This window comes from Acinetobacter sp. FDAARGOS_559 (genome assembly GCF_003940475.1).
Lineage (GTDB): Bacteria > Pseudomonadota > Gammaproteobacteria > Pseudomonadales > Moraxellaceae > Acinetobacter > Acinetobacter baumannii.
On record NZ_RKJG01000005.1, the window covers coordinates 1,113,554 to 1,129,806 of the forward strand.

General features: G+C 39.9%; 19 protein-coding genes. 14 read left to right on the forward strand and 5 right to left on the reverse strand.

The window, feature by feature from the left end; all coding sequences use genetic code 11:
• Positions 1-20 precede the first annotated feature (20 nt).
• Positions 21-521, reverse strand: a complete 501-nt coding sequence (locus EGS71_RS06910) for a phage regulatory CII family protein (RefSeq protein WP_001289843.1) — start codon at positions 519-521, stop codon at positions 21-23.
• A gap of 54 nt (positions 522-575) precedes the next feature.
• Positions 576-824, reverse strand: coding sequence for a transcriptional regulator (locus tag EGS71_RS06915; protein WP_000210973.1), 249 nt, complete (start codon positions 822-824; stop codon positions 576-578).
• 2 nt (positions 825-826) lie between these two features.
• Here EGS71_RS06915 and EGS71_RS06920 point away from each other — a divergent pair, with 2 nt between their 5' ends.
• The 11 genes from EGS71_RS06920 (at position 827) to EGS71_RS06970 (ending at position 6,720) form a co-directional block, all read left to right on the forward strand.
• Positions 827-1,618, forward strand: a complete 792-nt coding sequence (locus EGS71_RS06920) for a LexA family protein (RefSeq protein WP_031946637.1) — start codon at positions 827-829, stop codon at positions 1,616-1,618.
• A gap of 227 nt (positions 1,619-1,845) precedes the next feature.
• A complete protein-coding gene (locus tag EGS71_RS06925) occupies positions 1,846-2,295 on the forward strand; it encodes a hypothetical protein (RefSeq protein WP_002009895.1) in 450 nt (149 codons plus the stop codon).
• The gene (locus EGS71_RS06930) at positions 2,288-2,611 is read left to right on the forward strand and encodes a hypothetical protein (protein ID WP_000064469.1); all 324 of its coding nucleotides are present in this window, start codon (positions 2,288-2,290) and stop codon (positions 2,609-2,611) included. The genes EGS71_RS06925 and EGS71_RS06930 overlap by 8 nt, the downstream gene beginning before the upstream one ends.
• Positions 2,612-2,621: 10 nt before the next feature.
• Positions 2,622-3,743 (forward strand): ATP-binding protein, encoded by a 1,122-nt coding sequence (locus tag EGS71_RS06935; RefSeq protein WP_002009727.1) that lies wholly within the window; start codon positions 2,622-2,624, stop codon positions 3,741-3,743.
• Positions 3,740-4,699: a hypothetical protein gene (locus EGS71_RS06940; protein ID WP_002010443.1), complete on the forward strand. Its 960-nt coding sequence runs from the start codon at positions 3,740-3,742 to the stop codon at positions 4,697-4,699. Before EGS71_RS06935 ends, EGS71_RS06940 begins: the two co-directional genes overlap by 4 nt.
• A 1-nt stretch (position 4,700) precedes the next feature.
• Complete coding sequence (locus tag EGS71_RS06945) at positions 4,701-4,952, forward strand: hypothetical protein (RefSeq protein ID WP_000654840.1); 252 nt, start codon at positions 4,701-4,703, stop codon at positions 4,950-4,952.
• Positions 4,953-5,342, forward strand: a complete 390-nt coding sequence (locus tag EGS71_RS06950; protein ID WP_000147325.1) for a hypothetical protein — start codon at positions 4,953-4,955, stop codon at positions 5,340-5,342. It begins immediately after the preceding gene.
• Entirely contained in the window at positions 5,339-5,563 is a 225-nt protein-coding gene (locus EGS71_RS06955) for a hypothetical protein (protein ID WP_001286975.1), read from the forward strand. The genes EGS71_RS06950 and EGS71_RS06955 overlap by 4 nt, the downstream gene beginning before the upstream one ends.
• Positions 5,560-5,751 (forward strand): hypothetical protein, encoded by a 192-nt coding sequence (locus tag EGS71_RS06960; RefSeq protein ID WP_019767537.1) that lies wholly within the window; start codon positions 5,560-5,562, stop codon positions 5,749-5,751. Before EGS71_RS06955 ends, EGS71_RS06960 begins: the two co-directional genes overlap by 4 nt.
• The gene (locus tag EGS71_RS06965; RefSeq protein ID WP_000529848.1) at positions 5,752-6,021 is read left to right on the forward strand and encodes a hypothetical protein; all 270 of its coding nucleotides are present in this window, start codon (positions 5,752-5,754) and stop codon (positions 6,019-6,021) included.
• A gap of 114 nt (positions 6,022-6,135) precedes the next feature.
• Positions 6,136-6,720, forward strand: a complete 585-nt coding sequence (locus EGS71_RS06970; protein ID WP_000925673.1) for an anthranilate synthase component II — start codon at positions 6,136-6,138, stop codon at positions 6,718-6,720.
• A gap of 96 nt (positions 6,721-6,816) precedes the next feature.
• Here EGS71_RS06970 and EGS71_RS06975 read toward each other — a convergent pair whose 3' ends face one another.
• Both EGS71_RS06975 and EGS71_RS06980 read right to left on the reverse strand, forming a co-directional pair.
• Complete coding sequence (locus EGS71_RS06975; RefSeq protein WP_085946131.1) at positions 6,817-9,588, reverse strand: M1 family metallopeptidase; 2,772 nt, start codon at positions 9,586-9,588, stop codon at positions 6,817-6,819.
• A gap of 7 nt (positions 9,589-9,595) precedes the next feature.
• Positions 9,596-12,328 carry a TonB-dependent receptor plug domain-containing protein gene (locus tag EGS71_RS06980; RefSeq protein ID WP_000281145.1) on the reverse strand — a complete coding sequence of 911 codons (2,733 nt, stop codon included), beginning with the start codon at positions 12,326-12,328 and terminating at the stop codon, positions 9,596-9,598.
• Positions 12,329-12,684: 356 nt separating this feature from the next.
• Here EGS71_RS06980 and trpD point away from each other — a divergent pair, with 356 nt between their 5' ends.
• The 3 genes from trpD to EGS71_RS06995 are packed head-to-tail and all read left to right on the forward strand — an operon-like array spanning position 12,685 to position 15,255.
• Positions 12,685-13,734 (forward strand): anthranilate phosphoribosyltransferase, encoded by a 1,050-nt coding sequence (gene trpD / locus EGS71_RS06985; RefSeq protein WP_079261102.1) that lies wholly within the window; start codon positions 12,685-12,687, stop codon positions 13,732-13,734.
• A gap of 9 nt (positions 13,735-13,743) precedes the next feature.
• Positions 13,744-14,550, forward strand: a complete 807-nt coding sequence (gene trpC / locus EGS71_RS06990; RefSeq protein WP_000608316.1) for an indole-3-glycerol phosphate synthase TrpC — start codon at positions 13,744-13,746, stop codon at positions 14,548-14,550.
• A gap of 9 nt (positions 14,551-14,559) precedes the next feature.
• Positions 14,560-15,255, forward strand: coding sequence for a Smr/MutS family protein (locus EGS71_RS06995; RefSeq protein ID WP_031946286.1), 696 nt, complete (start codon positions 14,560-14,562; stop codon positions 15,253-15,255).
• Positions 15,256-15,265: 10 nt separating this feature from the next.
• On the opposite strand, the gene xdhC is transcribed toward EGS71_RS06995, so the two are convergent.
• Positions 15,266-16,249, reverse strand: coding sequence for a xanthine dehydrogenase accessory protein XdhC (gene xdhC / locus EGS71_RS07000; protein WP_001164223.1), 984 nt, complete (start codon positions 16,247-16,249; stop codon positions 15,266-15,268).
• Between the last annotated feature and the right edge of the window lie 4 nt (positions 16,250-16,253).

Genomic DNA, 16,253 nt, shown 5'->3' on the forward strand with positions numbered 1-16,253 from the left:
AACTAGCCTGATGGACCAGATCAGGCTTTTTCTTTCTTTACCTTAGAAATATAAGTTGCAGCTTCCGACTTAAGCGCCTCTCGAAGTTGGCGAATGTGGTTTTCCATTTCTTCTAAGATTTCTTCTGTATCTGCTAATTCCGCAGGCGTAACAACTCCATCCTCTAAAACTTTGTGGACCTGTTGATTGGTTTGGCCATTGTTAATATTTATATGTAGCAAGGTTTCAACAATGCTGACTTCATGGCCTTTCTCATCCACTTGATTAGCTGGCACTAGAACATAACCAAGCATGTGTGCCCATGCCTTAACTAAAGCTGGGTTGCGTGTAAACTGAATCATTGCCTCAAGCTTCTTAATACTTGGTAAATGGCTTTCCATATTTGGGTTTGCGTAATTAAGTACGCTCTTGTAAGAGTCACCAAGTACGTTTGCAATTTCTTGCGGCGTAACTCCTTGTGACTGGTGAATCATCTTGTAAATTGCTGTTTTAGCCTCTGGGCTTAAGTTGATTTCACTCATATGTGAATCCCTCTTTAAATTTCACGTATACGCACGTTTGCTAATTTGTGAGAATTAGCTCACGGATTGGTTTTGCTTCTTAAGGTTCTTGCGAACATATTCCCAGTTAATATCTGGTCGTAATTGTTCTGCCTTAACTTGACCCTGAGTAATTTCCTCAATTTTCAAACAGCGATCTTCTGGAATTTTCTCAGGATTCCATTTGCTAGCAGCCCAAGGTGTAACCCCTATTTTTCGAGCTAAAGCTGAGATGCTCCCTGCAAAAGTCACAGCGTTATTAAATGCTTCATGTGGAGTAGTCATAAATGACACCAAAAAACCTACTTAAAGTAGAAAGAAATATACTACCAAAAATAGAATTGGTGCAACTAAAAATTGATAGTAAAATTCTACCCACAGTAGAAAAGAAGCCTATTTTGATGGATGATGCTAAATACAAAGACTTTGCGGACCGACTCAACGCATTGATGAAGGCAAAAGACTCTCCAATTAAAACTATCAATGAGTTAAAAAATGCTATTGGTGTTTCTTATGAGATGGCTCGTAGATATACACTCGGTTCTGCTAAACCAAGAATTGAAAAGCTACAAACATTGGCTGATATTTTTGGAGTGGAAATTAGTTACTTAGACCATGGCACTAAGTTAGACAATAATATTGATTTATCAGATAAAGTTGGTTTCGAAGGACGCAGGGTTCCAGTAATCTCTTGGGTTGCGGCTGGTTCATTTACACCGATTGAGACAGTTTTGAAAGATACGGAAATTGAAGAATATTTACCGCCAAATAAAAGATGCGGGAAAAATGGATATGCTTTAAAAGTAGTAGGATATTCTATGGCTCCAACCTTTCTACCGGGTGATAGAATATATGTGAATCCAGACATTCAAACATTTGATCTTAAAACAGATGATCTTGTAATTGTAGCTTGCGCTGGCGATTCAGAGGCGACTTTTAAAAAGCTTATCATTGAGGGCGAAGGAACAAGTAAATTCTTGGAACCATTGAACCCAGACTGGCCTGATAAAATTATTAAACTTTCCGAAGATTGCCGCCTTGTTGGAAAAGTGGTTGGCTTGTACCGAGATATTTATTGAATTTCAGCTTATTTTCTTTGAAACCAATTATTAATTTTTTACTTTAAACCCACTTTTTGTGGGTTTTTTATTATTTAAAACTAATAATATACAACTTTAAGTAGGAAATAATCCCTACTATGTATTGACTTAATTTCTACTTAAAGTAGTATTTGTCTCGTAGACAACAAAAAAGCACACCGAACCTCCTACCTCTCGATGTGCTTTTGCAAACTGCGAGATCAATTATGAACGTAAAAGTAAACTCATTCAACTCATTTGCATTTGTCAGCATGGCTGCACTTGCAATCTCTGGTGGTTCTTTAGTTGCTTGCCAATTGCAGCCAGCTTTCCAAACAAAAGAAGCTCCTTCTCTATTTACTCCAAAAACGCAACCAAGTACTTACGGGGTTTTAACCGCAAAAATCACAGGTAAACATTCTGGCGTTGCTGTAATTAAATTAGATAGCTTCCGTTTAAACGTTAGCTTTGATTTTGAAGCTCATCCAGACAGCTACGGCGTTCCGGGTTCTGAATTCACCGCTGTCGATATTACCCAACTCACTGTGAATGAAATCACTGACATTAACGGTAAGTCATATAACGATTTCACCGAATTTGAAGACATCCGAAACATCAATGGCCTTCTAAAAGGCTTCATCGAACGTAACAAGTTGGTGGAGGCTGAACATGTCTAATTTCAAAAAGCACCCTGACGGCTACAAGTCTTATTTGGGCCGTGATGATAAAGGTCTTTATTCCGTACGTATTAAGTGGGCTATCTATGCTGCAAACGCTAACGGCTCAGTACTTTACGAAATTAAAGATGGCGTTAAAAAGCCACTTAATGTTGAGCAATTTAAAGCTAAGGAACCAAAGATTTTCGCTTCTCTTATGCAAGTAATCGACTTCCAACGCAGAAAGCAGCTCGCTATAAAACTGCGTGAAACAAACATTCCTACTTATGACCGCAAAGCTTATAAAACTAAGCGCGGCTTCACTGGCTCAAGATAAGGATAATAAAATGGCTCTACCGATTATTACTGCTGACCAAACTTTATTGGTTCAAGCAATTATTGTGTACCTATACGCTGATCCGGGTTTAGGTAAATCATCGATGGGCTTTACTGCGGAAAAAGCAATTTCTTTTGACTTTGACCGTGGTGCTCACCGTACTGGTGAATTACGTCGTGGTGCAGTTGTACAGGTTCAACAATGGAGTGATGTTGCAAACCTTACTCCGCAGGACTTAGCACCATATAAAACCGTAGTCATTGATACCGTGGGTGCAATGCTTGAATGCATTAAAACCCACCTGTTACTTACGGCAAATAACCGTCAAAAAGATGGTTCTTTAAAGTTAAAGGCTCAAGGTTTAGCGAACCAAACGTTCAAGCAATACATCAATACTTTGATCAGTTTAGGTAAAGATGTTGTTTTCATTGCACACGCATCAGAAGATCAAAACGGTGATCAAATTATTTACCGACCAGATCTAGGTGGTAAAAACCGTAACGAGCTTTACCGTATCGCAGATGTCATGGGTTATCTAACAACTGTTACTACAGGTGAAGGTAAAAATGCCCGCGTTATTAATTTCAAACCTTCGCCTACACATCATGCGAAAAACTCAGGTGCTTTAGGCGGTGAAACCGGTGAAGTATGGGTACCTGATCTTAAAGCACACCCTACTTTCTTGGCTGACCTGATTACTCAAGCTAAAGATCACATTAACACCTTAACGCCTGCACAACTTGCAGCAGCTAAAGCCCAAGAAGAGCTAGAAAACTGGAAACAAAGCTGTGAAGAAGCTGAGCATGCAGGTGACCTTAATCAATTAACTGAGTCGCTTGATAAAGAACACATGTATTACCAGAACATGCGACAAGCAATGTTAATGAGAGCTAAAGCATTGAATTGCACGTTTGATAAGCAACGTGGCACTTGGATTAGTCCCCCTGAATTTAACGGCATCTCAGATCAACAAAGAGATGAACTTCAAAACTTCATAGCTGAACGCGGCCTAGACGTGAAAACAGTTTGTGAACACTTCGGCATAGATACCCTTATTCAAATTGAAGCAGCAAATCTGCCAGCAGTTAAACAAGACATTGAAACATTAGCTAAAACGGGGATGACAGCATGAATAATCTAATCACTGCAGCTGAAGCATTTGCAGCTCTTCAAAAAGGTAAAACTGTTCTTTGTCGTCCTATTGGAGACATGTTGGACTTTTCTGACTTAGATCAATTCCCCGCTTCTGTTTTTGGTAAACCGGGTTTTGAATTCTGCATCAAAATCGAAACTATTGAGCTGGCTGGCATTACATTCACAAAGCCATTAACTATTGATGAGTATGAAGAGGGTCAGGAAGTTTATGTAATCAGTACATATTCACCTACGGTTTATGTTTTAGATTTCAAAACTAACGCATTAATTGATTCTATTAACAGTGGCTTCGTTCAACGTGATGCAGAAAACGCCAAGCTTCAATTAAAAGCACTGTCCAAAGCGTTAGGTTTTGAAGTTAATGATGACTTAAGTGTTATTCGTCTTGGTGAGGAACCTAAAAAACAGAGAGGCAAAAAATCAAAAGCTGAAAAGCCTAGTGAAGTTATTTCTGCAGAAACTCAACCAACAATTGTTATTACCGAACAAACAAATGTCATCACATCTGAAGATCTGTTAGTTCCAGAAACTAACGAGCCTAAAGTAGATCCTGAATATCAGAAGGCATTAGATGCTCTTCTACAGCGTGTAAAAGAGTCAAAAACACCTGCAGAAGTAAATGCGGTTTATCGATATACCCGTACGTGGAATGACAAACAAATGGAACCTCTCCTCGTTGCCACTCACAAACGACTTGAAGAGCTAGAAAAAGAAAAGGCATCTGCTAATGAGCCACCCTCTTTAATGGTTCAAATCCAAACTGCACCAGACCTTACAACGCTAGATGCTTTGGAAATAGACGTGGCTACACGAGATCCGCAGATTCAACCGAAGCTAATGGGGTATGTGAGAAAACGCCGCTATGAATTAGAAAATCCAGCAGTTTCTCAACCAGAAGCAGAGCCAGCCTATCTTTTAGAGGATGGCCTCTAATATGAAAGATCAGTACAAGAAAGTGAGCCCAAAACACATGCTTGGTTTTATGTACTACTTGCAATTGCTGGGCTACGTAATAGTCCGGCAAGGCATGGATCAAGCAATGTTCCTAACAAAACATTATGCGGTACCAGTCGCTTGGCGCCGCATAACGATCGACTACAACAACCGTTTAAATAAACCAGCACAACAACTTTATAAAGAGTTTGTTGAGTGGACTAAAGAAGAATATGCAGAGATGGTGGCTTAAATGACAGGTAATGAACGTATCCCTTTTGAATCACAATTCAAAACTACAGAAATTTTTAAACGTGAAAGTGCTATTCGTAAAAATGACATCCTAGCATTCAGTGAAACAATGAATGGCTATTTCAATATTGTAACTAATGATGCTTGGCAGTTATGGAATAAAGCCAAAGCCGAGACGGTGCCAGAGAAAAAGATTTACTTAACCTGTGAGCAATTATATGCAGCAGCAAACTTTGGTGCACCAAACAAAGATCCAGAACTTTTAGAAACTGAATTAACAATTGCTTGGTTTGATGAAGCTCATAGCGGCAGTGGTTACTACGTTTATATAAGTGAGTATCCAGAAGAAGGTGCAATGAAGCTGGAAAGCGAATCAGGAGCTGAGGGATGAGTGACTATATGCACATGACACTTGAGCAGCTTCAGCAAGAACATGCAGAGTTACTTCTGTTTAATGAAGAATTGGATCGTCGTTGTAAAGCTCACAAAGCAGATGCACAAAAATATCAAACTAAGTGCTGGCACATCACAACACTTTTGATGAATCCAGTTGATCAAGACATGACTTTGAAAGCAATCCAAACAGTGATTGAAAGGGTTGGTGAAGAATGAGTAGTCTCGATTTTGAGCAACTTTATCTAATGGCTCTCATGAATAGTAAAAAGCCAAAGTACGTTTTGAATTGGGTTCATGTATCCAGACATGGGCCAGGTGCGACAAAAGCTACAGAAATTTGTGAATATTTTGGGATAGATCCAGAAGGTACAGATTTTGTTAAAGCGGAAAGTAAGGAGGGGTAAATGGGACAAATAGTTAAAATAGAGGCTAGCATTCTAGAAAAGATTGTTGCTGTAGCTGAACGTATTGCTCAGTCAAAAGAAGAACGCCGAGTTGGTCGTGAAGAATTTGCACACATGCTCAATATCGAACCTGAAACTCTAGACGCTCGGATTCGTGAAGGCAGATACCAAAGGCCATACAAGGATGGGCGAAAAAGTTTTTGGTTATTGTCCTACGTGCAATCTGTCGTTACAGACACAAAAGAATCTGGTAAAGTAGCCACCTATTGAGGTGGCTTTATTTTATACAATGAGATAGGTACTTTTTCAATATTGAGTACCAAATTGAGTATCAAAATCACCCCAAAATAAAATCCCTTTATATATTAGTGAGTTGAATCTAAAATGCTTCTAATGATCGACAATTACGACTCTTTTACCTACAACATCGTTCAATACTTTGGCGAGTTGAATCAGGAAGTAAAAGTAGTTCGCAATGATCAAGTCACATTAGAGGATATTGAACGATGGCAACCAAAATATCTTGTGATTGGTCCTGGCCCTTGCTCTCCAAGCGAGGCAGGTATTTCAATTCCTGCAATTAATCATTTTGCTGGAAAAATTCCTTTACTTGGGGTGTGTTTAGGCCATCAAAGTATTGGGCAAGCTTTTGGCGGAAAAATTGTAAGAGCCAAAACGGTGATGCACGGACGTTTATCTGATATGTACCATAGCAATAAAGGTATTTTCAGTAATCTTCCTAGCCCTTTCTCAGCAACTCGTTATCATTCATTAGTCATTGATCAAGAAACACTACCTGACTGCCTTGAAGTAACATGCTGGACCAATGAAGCAGATGGCTCAATGGAAGAAATTATGGGCGTTAAACATAAGACACTTCCTGTTGAAGGCGTACAATTCCATCCTGAATCCATTTTGAGTCAACATGGCCATCAAATCTTTAAAAACTTTTTAGACATCTACGCATAAGTCAGCCGTCAATAGATTGTTTTAAAAGTAATTTGATAAGAACCCTGAATAAAAAAGCCAACTACGATCAGTTGGCTTTTTTTATGGCTGAATCAATTACAACTTTAACTGCTGCACAATCGATCCATCTTGTTTTGCCACCAAAGATTCGCAGAGTTGAATACGTTCTTTGGTTTGTTTCAATCCTCTTTCTACCCCAACCAACTCTTTAGTTCGTGGTGCAAAAAAGTCATTTAACTGTGCCGCTTGTTGTTGGGTACAAGCTGCCCCACTGAACATTGCAGGGAAACGCCCAGCCGAAGATTTACCTAAACGATCAAACACGGCGTCATGATTTACCTTAAACCAAGACCATAAGCCACCTTGTTCATCTCCATAATTATTGATGGAGTTAACCACGGTACGAACTTCACCTACTTTAACCCGCGGATTTAAAATCAACTGACGTGCTTGTTGGCGTGTTGCTTCTTGATTTGCTGAACCTAGGGCTGTAAGAATCGCAAGACGTTGTGTTGGTTGAGTCACGCGTTGTAACTCTCCAGACAATCGGTCAAAAGCTGGTTGACCTTTTTCTTGTACACGTACAGCTAAAATGGTTGGCAATAATTCAGGTGTTACTTGCGCAAAATTAAGCTGCTTTTGGGCAAATAGAACTTCTGACTGTTTTAACAGTTGGGTACGAACTTCAGGAACTTGAATATCTAGAGCAAGAAATCTAACCAACTCACTACGCCATAAACTGTCTTCAGCTGATTCACCTGTTTTGCTGACATAACCCAACTGATTTAATTTAGGTAAATATAAATTTGCCAAAACTTTTCTAAAATGTTCACGTTCAGCTTCTGTTTTCAATACATGGCGATGAATGGTACTTAACTGGGAAAACAGCGCTGTACTAATTTGTCGGCTATTCGAATTGGCAAATTTCTTCGCAGCATCTACGACAGCCAATAAATTAATATCACCGTGGTTAAATGCAGCTGAAATCGCGTAGGCGTAGGCCAGCTGTTCAGTATTAGAAAGCTTTTCTGTAGCTGCAGTCAGACGAGTAAATTCTTTTTGTGGCAAACTAAATTGGTAGTATCCTGCCGCATCTGCATTTGGTATATACCAACTGCCAAGGCTGGCACCTTTGAGTTCAATTTTGGCTTCTGCTTGGTCTACCAATTCACATTGCACTTTACTACCTGCATTTGGAACTTCATAACGTACACATAATGGTACACCCCATAGGCTTCTTGCATCACCTTTTGAACCCACAGGTAAGTAACGGCTTTGCTTCACATTTAAAAAGACTTTATTGCCTTCTTGCTGTAATGCGGTATTAATTAAAGGCACACCTGGTTGATCAAGAAAACTTTTCATCGCTCTAGTAAAGCGCTCACCTTGTCCAGATTGCTCTGCTAAAGCGCTAATTAAATCATTGGCTGTCGCATTACCATATTGGTGCTTATTAATATAACTGCGCACACCTTGTTTGAATTTTTCTTCACCCAAATAGCTTTCAAACATATTTAAAACAGCTGCACCTTTTTGGTAAGTAATACCATCAAAAGCAGTTTGAATATCGGCATTACTTAAAATAGGCTGGCGAATACGGCGCACACTCACCAAGCTATCACTTTTCATCGCATCTGCGGTGTCTGTAATACGTTCTAGGTCAGCATTAAATTCGGGATGTAATTTTTGAGTAATTTTACTTTGCATCCATGTGGCAAAAGATTCATTTAGCCACAAATCATCCCACCATGGCATCGTGACGACATCACCGAACCATTGATGCGCCAACTCATGTGCATTGACATTAAATGAATTCTGTACAAAAGAAACTGGCGAGTCCTTATCTAACAACATTAGATAGTCTCTAAAAGTAATTAGCCCCGGGTTTTCCATAGCCCCAGCGGCAAAGTCTGGTGCTGCAAGTAAGTCGAGCTTGTCAAATGGATAACCAAAGGCAAAATAATCTTCTAAAGTTTTTAAAATGGCTGGCGTTTCAGATAAGGCATGCTGCATTTTTTCAGCTTTAGCATCGGGTGCAATACCACGTAACTGGATCGGCTGCTTACGCCATGAAGTTGCTCCAATATCAGGTCCTTTTTGTAATTGCCACGGCCCGACAGCCAATGCAAGTAAATATGTTGGTAGTGGTTTGGTTTGTGCAAAACTGAGTGTTTTCCACCCTGACTTCTCTATTTGCTCAGATGTTTGTTGAGTATTGGCAAAACCTGAATATTTGCTTGGAATCGTCAAACGAATATTAAACGGCGTTTTAAAACGTGGTTCATCAAATGATGGGAATGACTGGCGTGCACTAATTGCTTCCATTTGAGTCATCACATAAGGTTTACCCTCAAACTCGATTTTATAAATACCATCGAGCTGCTGGTCATACGCTGCATTAAAATCTAGAACGAGTTGATACTGTCCTGCGGGCAAGATTTTGGCAAATTTAATTTTACTCACCCCATCTACTTCAGAGGCTTGCTCATATTTTGCCTTGGTTTTAGTACCCTCTGCCGATGTGATATTCACATCTTTCACCGTCAAAGATTTACCATGAATCCAGATGTGATCTGTGGCTTGAGCCAGCTTTAAATGAATCGTAGTTTTACCGGTATAGCCTTTTTGTGCGGGATCAATCTTAAAATCTAAATCATAAGATTCGGGTACGACCCACTCAGGTAATTTACCAATCGGGATTTGTTCACTATTATTAGATGCAAAAATCTGTGTAGCCGATAAAGATAATAATGTTGTAAGTAGTAATCTTTTTTTAAATGAAGGCTTGACCAACATAAGGGGTTTTATCCTCTGTAGTTTTAAATAAAAAGATGCAGCAATTGCTGTACCACTTCGCTGCATCCCCACATCATTCTTAGAATTTATAGTTAAACTCCAACCAACCTTGACGGCCGAATGGTGAATATGATCCTATCGGATAATACGGCCAACCGCCTGTGTCATCTCGTTTCACTTTGTCAAACAGGTTATTAATAATGATTGAAGCAGAAGCTTTTGGAGAGATTTGATAAGTACCGCTCCAGTTCACCAAATACGTTGGGCTTAAATAGGCAGTTTGGTTACCATTTGGAATTTTGCCATAACGATTAACTAATACTGTTGATGCCCAATCACCAAAGCTCCAGCTGAGACTGGTATTAAAACGGTCACGCCAATCAGGAATGGTTAAATCTTTTAAATAGTCATCTTTCTCGTGATCTTTTGATTGTTGATATTCATGTTCTAGTACACGACTATAATTTACCGTCCAGAGAAAGTTACCAAAGCTGTCTGTTTTCCAACGCCATCTGCTAGTGAAATCAATCCCACGCGTATGGTCGGATGCAGCATTAATCGGAACGATATTTATATTCTTAATCACATTTGGGTCGACAACTGCATTTGCAGGATTACGCTCTACACGTGCCAATGCATCAATACAGGCCGCAGAGTTAATATCTTGGTTGCCTAAACGACAATCTGCTTCTAAACGTAGAATTTTGTCATCACTCAAATTTCTCACAAGATTATCAATTTTGATATCCCAGTAATCGACGCTAATGTCAAACTTATTGGTTGGCGACCAAACAAAACCTGCCCCATAAGATTTACCCTCTTCAGGTTTAAGCTCTTTGTTTCCGGTTAAAGTGTAGTTCGCCCCAGGTGCGTAATCTTTAAAGCTACATTTATCTAAAGATTGTCCCGTTTGGCTACAACGTAAATAATCGGTGGTCTTTTCGAAATAACCTTTTTGTTTATTTAAAAACAGATAGTTCATATCTGGTGCACGAAAACTAGTTGCATAGTTACCACGCACTAATAAAGTCGGATGTGGTCTAAACTCGAGACCCGAACCGAAAGTTAGCTTATCAATGCTGTTATCTGACAAAGCATAACGGTCATAACGTCCGGACAAGGTTAAATTTAACGGTTTTGCTAAGGGTAAGAATAATTCAGCACCGAGTGCTTGGCGCGCACGTGTACCTCCATATTCGCCACTAGAACTTAAATTATAATATTCACCATTTTCGATCGCCTCATCTGGCTTAATCGAGAAGCCTTGACGTCCGATTTCAGCCACAGCCGCAAGTTTGGCCATTCCTGCAGGTAACTTAAATACGTCACCATTCGCGCTTAAGGTTAAACTTTGCGCCCACGACTTATCTTTTTCTTTTGTTGTGCCCGAAATACTTTCAAATTCACTTGCTGTGAGTGGTCGACTTAAACGATCTAAATGAGGTGAATAAATAGGAATACCATCTGCATCTGTACCAAGTTGCTGACCTAAGAAGTACTCATCAACATTCGAACGTAATAAGCCTTGGCGGCGTAGCTGACTGGTATAGATGGAACCATTATAGGCTGCTTCATAACTCCAGCTCGTCTCTCCAATATCACCTCGAATTCCAAAATTTAAGTTAGAAGAAAGTTCTTTCCATTTTTTATTTATTCGTTCTACTCCGCCTAACTCTTCAGGCGCAAAACGACGATTCCAAATTTCATAATTTCCCGAGTCTTGATTTAGGAAATAACCACTTGATGCGCCTAAAGAGGTCCATATCGGACTACGGGTATTGTTTTCAATTTGATTTACCCCAATTAAAAAATCGGCAAATAATTGAGTTTTATCATTTAACTCATAATCTAAACCGAGATAACCATTTTGGCTGCGGTTTTGGGTCTGAACCGTCCAATAAGTTGGCCGTGCCAAACCACTGGCACAATTGTCCGCCCCTGCTTGTCCAATATTATTGACTGATCCGTTAAATAAACCATTAAAGGCCTGACACCCACCAATAGAAAGGTATTTACCAGTATCGGCATTTTTACGGCCCACAATCGTGTCTGGTTTTTCTCCCAAACGAGTTCGGCTCTTCATAAAATCCCGATCGGCTGCCCATATCGGTTCACGGCCGCTGAGTTCAATCCCATAAACGAGACTAAGCTTGTCTAAAGTTTTACTGCCACTCAGTTGTAAACGTAAGTTTTCACCACCTTCTTTAGTTCCACCTGCCTTAATATTAAATTGTGTGCCATCTGTTTTCTTTTTTAGAATAATATTTACCACGCCTGCAATTGCATCTGAACCATAAATTGCAGAAGCGCCACCGTTTAATATTTCAATACGGTCAATAATAGCAGTTGGAATATTGGCTAAATTTACAAAATTGACAGAACCGTCGTACGGTACAGGATAGTCTGCAACCCGATGTCCATTAATTAAAGTTAAAGTATGATTAGGTCCTAAGCCTCGTAAGCTAATGGCATTAGCCGCAGGTGTAAAAGTATTTCCATAATCGGCACCTTGCACAAAACCAGTGTTTTGCGTCAGGTTATTGAGTGCATCAAATGCGTTACTAAAACCTTGTTTTTCAATATCGGCTGCGGTAATGACGGTCACACTAGTCGGGCCATCTTTTTGTGCTTTTGAAATTCGAGATCCTGTTACTGCAACACGGACTACTTTATCTGGTTTAGCTTGGTTTTGTGTTTGCTCTACGGTTTCTTGCGCATAGCTTTTTAATGGATGAAACAGTGCAACAAATACAAAAATAAATGAGCGCTTATTTTTTAAAGCCCCTACATATTTCAAGTTATTTAAATACATATTTATTAATAGACAAAATAAAGATCGCCCTACTATATCCACTTTTATTTGGTTGATTTATACACATTTTTTCTAGATATATTGATGTTTAAGATATACCAAATGGTTAATTATTTATCATAAAAACTCACAACAAACTAAAACCTTTTTCAATAAATAAATTCTGTTTATGACTCAAACCCATACCCTAACTGAGCAAAATTTTTAAAACTCTTATCGAACAACAAAAATCTTTGGTTATTTTCTGCTAACATAGCTCCCCTAGCTAGTGAATCATGGAACGCAATAGGCCGAACCTCCCACACTCGATCAACTTCACCTAAAAATTTTAATCATTAATGCTGTAAATCATGACTATGAATATCCAACAGGCGCTCAACCACATTACCAAGAACATTCATTTGACTCAGCCTCAAATGGAAGAAATTATGCGCAGCATCATGCAAGGTGAGGCAACCGAAGCACAAATTGGTGCTTTAATGATGGGCCTACGCATGAAAGGTGAAAGCATTGACGAAATGACAGCGGCCGCACGTGTCATGCGTGAATTTGCGATCAAGATCGATGTGAGTGATATCAAACATTTAGTGGATATCGTTGGAACTGGCGGTGATGGACAAAATTTATTTAACGTCTCTACAGCATCTAGCTTTGTGATTGCTGCAGCAGGTGCGACTATTGCAAAACATGGTAATCGTGGCGTTTCAAGTAAATCAGGTTCATCAGACCTACTTGAACAAGCAGGTATTCACCTTGATTTAGATATGCAACAAACCGAACGCTGTATCCGTGAAATGGGTGTAGGTTTCTTGTTTGCACCAAACCACCACAAAGCCATGAAATACGCTGCTGGCCCACGTCGTGAACTTGGTATTCGTAGTATTTTTAATTTACTCGGCCCACTGACCAACCCGGCTGGTGTAAAACGCTTTGTGATTGGTGTGTTTTCAGATGAACTTTGTCGCCCGATTGCCGAAGTGATGAAACAACTTGGTGCCGAACATGTCATGGTTGTCCATTCAAAAGATGGTCTTGATGAAATCAGTCTTGCAGCTCCGACAACTATTGCTGAGCTTAAAAACGGTGAAATTACGGAATGGGCCCTTAATCCTGAAGATGTCGGGATTGAGTCACAAACATTAAATGGTTTGGTTGTCGCAGATGCAACGGCGAGTCTAAAGCTCATTAAAGATGCTTTAAGCAAAAATAAATCCGATATTGGTGAAAAAGCAGCAAACATGATTGCGCTTAATGCAGGCGCAGGCATTTATGTAGCAGGCATTACCAAGACTTATGCTCAGGCTGTTGCATTCGCTCAAGATATTATTTACGGCGGGCAAGCATTAGAGAAAATGAGTGTTTTAGCTGAATTTACTAAAACATTAAAACAATCTCAGGCAGATTAAGGACTTCTCATGATTAATATTCGAAATACCATTTTAGGTAAAATTGTTGACCGTAAACATGAGGAACTTGCTGCGCGTTTAAAACAACGTAATTTGCAAGATGTAGAAGAGCTTGCAAAAGCAGCGACTCCGGTGCGTGGCTTTGCAAATGCTTTACAACATAAACGTCCGGGGGTGATTGCTGAAATTAAAAAAGCATCTCCATCAAAAGGAATCATTCGCGCAGACTTTAATCCTGCCGAAATTGCTCAGCAATATGAACAAGCTGGAGCAGCATGTTTATCGGTATTGACCGATGTTGATTTCTTTCAGGGTGCAGATGAAAATATTGCGATTGCCCGTCATCATTGTGCCCTACCTGCTTTACGTAAAGACTTTTTGGTCGACCCGTACAATGTAGTTGAAGCACGTGCTTTGCATGCTGACTGTATTTTATTAATTGTTGCTTGTTTGTCTGACCAGCAACTCGAAGAAATGTCTAAAACTGCGTTTGAGCATCAACTTGATGTATTGGTTGAAGTCCATGACGAAGAAGAAATGGAACGCGCTTTAAAGCTTTCTGAGCAATGTTTATTAGGCGTGAATAACCGTAATTTAAAAACGTTTGATGTAGATTTAAATACATCCATTCGATTGAAAAAATTACTTCCGACCTCACGTTTACTAATTACTGAAAGCGGTATTGCTACACCAGATGATGTACATATGATGCAAGAGCATGATATTCACAGCTTCTTGGTGGGCGAAAGTTTTATGAAACAACCTCGTCCAGATCAAGCTTTTACTGCCCTTTTTGGACAACCTCAAACGGTTTAATGAAGATATATGAGTAATAAAGATTCATCGCTTTCTAAAGAGCAACAGAAGTTATTGAAGCAATTTAAAAAGCAAATCTCCAATCCTCATTCAAGCAAAATCGCAAGTCAGCCTGAGACTAAAAAATCTCAGGCTGAGTCTGAAGAATTGGAAGATACCCATCTGTTTCAACAGGCTGTTGCAGGTGTAAAACGCATCAACAATAGCAATGTTGCCGATGTAAAAACACCTCGTGCCAGAAAAGTCGACGCACAAACGCTAGCGAAACGTGTAGCTGCCGAAGGTGGTCGTGACACCGAACATGCCGAGTTATCAGATACGCAAGCTGCTTTAAATCCGGTCGCAAGCCAAGCAACGTTAAGCTATCGCATCGCGACTCTGCAACATAAGGTTTTTGAAGACTTAAAAGCAGGCAAGATGCGTTGGTTTGAAGCTGTAGATTTACACGGCTGTACCATTGAACAAGCACGTGACGCAGTTTTACAAATTATCCAGATGGCAAAAGATGAAAATCAAAATGTCATCAAAATTGTGCATGGTAAAGGCCCAGAAGCGGTCTTAAAAACCTATGTCAACGGATGGTTACGTCAGCACCGCGATGTTTTAGCTTTTGTCAGTGCTCCAGAAAATCAAGGTGGTACAGGTGCCGTTCTCGTACTGCTTAAACGTGCAGAAAAAAATCCAAAATTCGAACAAAAAAAATGATCCTTTGGGATCATTTTTTTACATCAAATACCTGTAATAATTGAGCAACTACTGCAACGGCAATCGTTGCAGGTCGTTTCGATGAAATCCCCTCTATCCCGATCGGGCAAACCAAACGTTGTAATGTTTCCTGAGTATAACCTCTCACCTGCATACGTTTTTCAAAAATGGCCCTTTTACTCTTTGAACCAATCATCCCAACATAAGCAAATGTTTTTGCCGTAGGTTTTAAGGCTGTAAAACACAGTTGCAAATCTAGTTGATGATCGTGCGTTAAAATTAAAACTGCACCTGAACGGTCAAAATGCTCTATCTCGGCGTCTAAGGTATCAGTTGTTATACAGTGCACCTGTTCCAGTAAATCGGTTGGGAAAATATCATCACGCGGATCAATCCATTTCACCCGAACACCAATAGGCAATAAACAACGAACAATTGCTTCACCCACATGCCCTGCACCACAAACCAGTACTTGCATGGCATAAGGCTGAATCTGCTGGCTAAATTGCCATTGCTCACTACTGTCAGAATCAAACTCGAAACTTGGTTGTTGTTCCATCTCTATAGCCTGCCAAGTGGATGCATATTGATGTGAGACGTTACGCCATATATGCTTTCCAGCTCGCCATGCTTGGAAACTTCCAGATAAATCCGACGCAATTTCAGCGGGTAATATTTTTTCAAACAATAACCAAATTACTCCGCCACAACACTGCCCAAGCCGAGCACTGAGGTTAAAACGTTCAATACGCCTTACACAAGTTCCCGTTTCACTTAACATTGCTTTAGCAATATCAATTGCCTGAAACTCTAAATGCCCACCACCGATCGTATCTGACTGCTGCCATTGCAGTTGTAAATTAAACCGCAACAACATCGTTGCACCAACTTCTCGTGGTGTAGAACCATCAGCACGGACCACTGTGACCAATACCATAGGCAACGCATCGGCTTGCCAAGCTACAAAATCAGTCCACCATTGTAAATGTTGCATAATC

Excerpts from the sequence above, each read along its gene's own strand:
- EGS71_RS06955 (WP_001286975.1), top strand. The coding sequence starts at position 5,339 with ATGAGTGACTATATGCACATGACACTTGAGCAGCTTCAGCAAGAACAT.
- EGS71_RS06915 (WP_000210973.1), bottom strand. The coding sequence starts at position 824 with ATGACTACTCCACATGAAGCATTTAATAACGCTGTGACTTTTGCAGGG.
- EGS71_RS06965 (WP_000529848.1), top strand. The coding sequence starts at position 5,752 with ATGGGACAAATAGTTAAAATAGAGGCTAGCATTCTAGAAAAGATTGTT.
- trpD (WP_079261102.1), top strand. The coding sequence starts at position 12,685 with ATGAATATCCAACAGGCGCTCAACCACATTACCAAGAACATTCATTTG.
- EGS71_RS06950 (WP_000147325.1), top strand. The coding sequence starts at position 4,953 with ATGACAGGTAATGAACGTATCCCTTTTGAATCACAATTCAAAACTACA.
- EGS71_RS06935 (WP_002009727.1), top strand. The coding sequence starts at position 2,622 with ATGGCTCTACCGATTATTACTGCTGACCAAACTTTATTGGTTCAAGCA.
- EGS71_RS06945 (WP_000654840.1), top strand. The coding sequence starts at position 4,701 with ATGAAAGATCAGTACAAGAAAGTGAGCCCAAAACACATGCTTGGTTTT.
- EGS71_RS06980 (WP_000281145.1), bottom strand. The coding sequence starts at position 12,328 with ATGTATTTAAATAACTTGAAATATGTAGGGGCTTTAAAAAATAAGCGC.
- xdhC (WP_001164223.1), bottom strand. The coding sequence starts at position 16,249 with ATGCAACATTTACAATGGTGGACTGATTTTGTAGCTTGGCAAGCCGAT.
- EGS71_RS06910 (WP_001289843.1), bottom strand. The coding sequence starts at position 521 with ATGAGTGAAATCAACTTAAGCCCAGAGGCTAAAACAGCAATTTACAAG.
- EGS71_RS06925 (WP_002009895.1), top strand. The coding sequence starts at position 1,846 with ATGAACGTAAAAGTAAACTCATTCAACTCATTTGCATTTGTCAGCATG.
- EGS71_RS06960 (WP_019767537.1), top strand. The coding sequence starts at position 5,560 with ATGAGTAGTCTCGATTTTGAGCAACTTTATCTAATGGCTCTCATGAAT.
- trpC (WP_000608316.1), top strand. The coding sequence starts at position 13,744 with ATGATTAATATTCGAAATACCATTTTAGGTAAAATTGTTGACCGTAAA.
- EGS71_RS06920 (WP_031946637.1), top strand. The coding sequence starts at position 827 with ATGACACCAAAAAACCTACTTAAAGTAGAAAGAAATATACTACCAAAA.
- EGS71_RS06995 (WP_031946286.1), top strand. The coding sequence starts at position 14,560 with ATGAGTAATAAAGATTCATCGCTTTCTAAAGAGCAACAGAAGTTATTG.
- EGS71_RS06940 (WP_002010443.1), top strand. The coding sequence starts at position 3,740 with ATGAATAATCTAATCACTGCAGCTGAAGCATTTGCAGCTCTTCAAAAA.
- EGS71_RS06970 (WP_000925673.1), top strand. The coding sequence starts at position 6,136 with ATGCTTCTAATGATCGACAATTACGACTCTTTTACCTACAACATCGTT.
- EGS71_RS06930 (WP_000064469.1), top strand. The coding sequence starts at position 2,288 with ATGTCTAATTTCAAAAAGCACCCTGACGGCTACAAGTCTTATTTGGGC.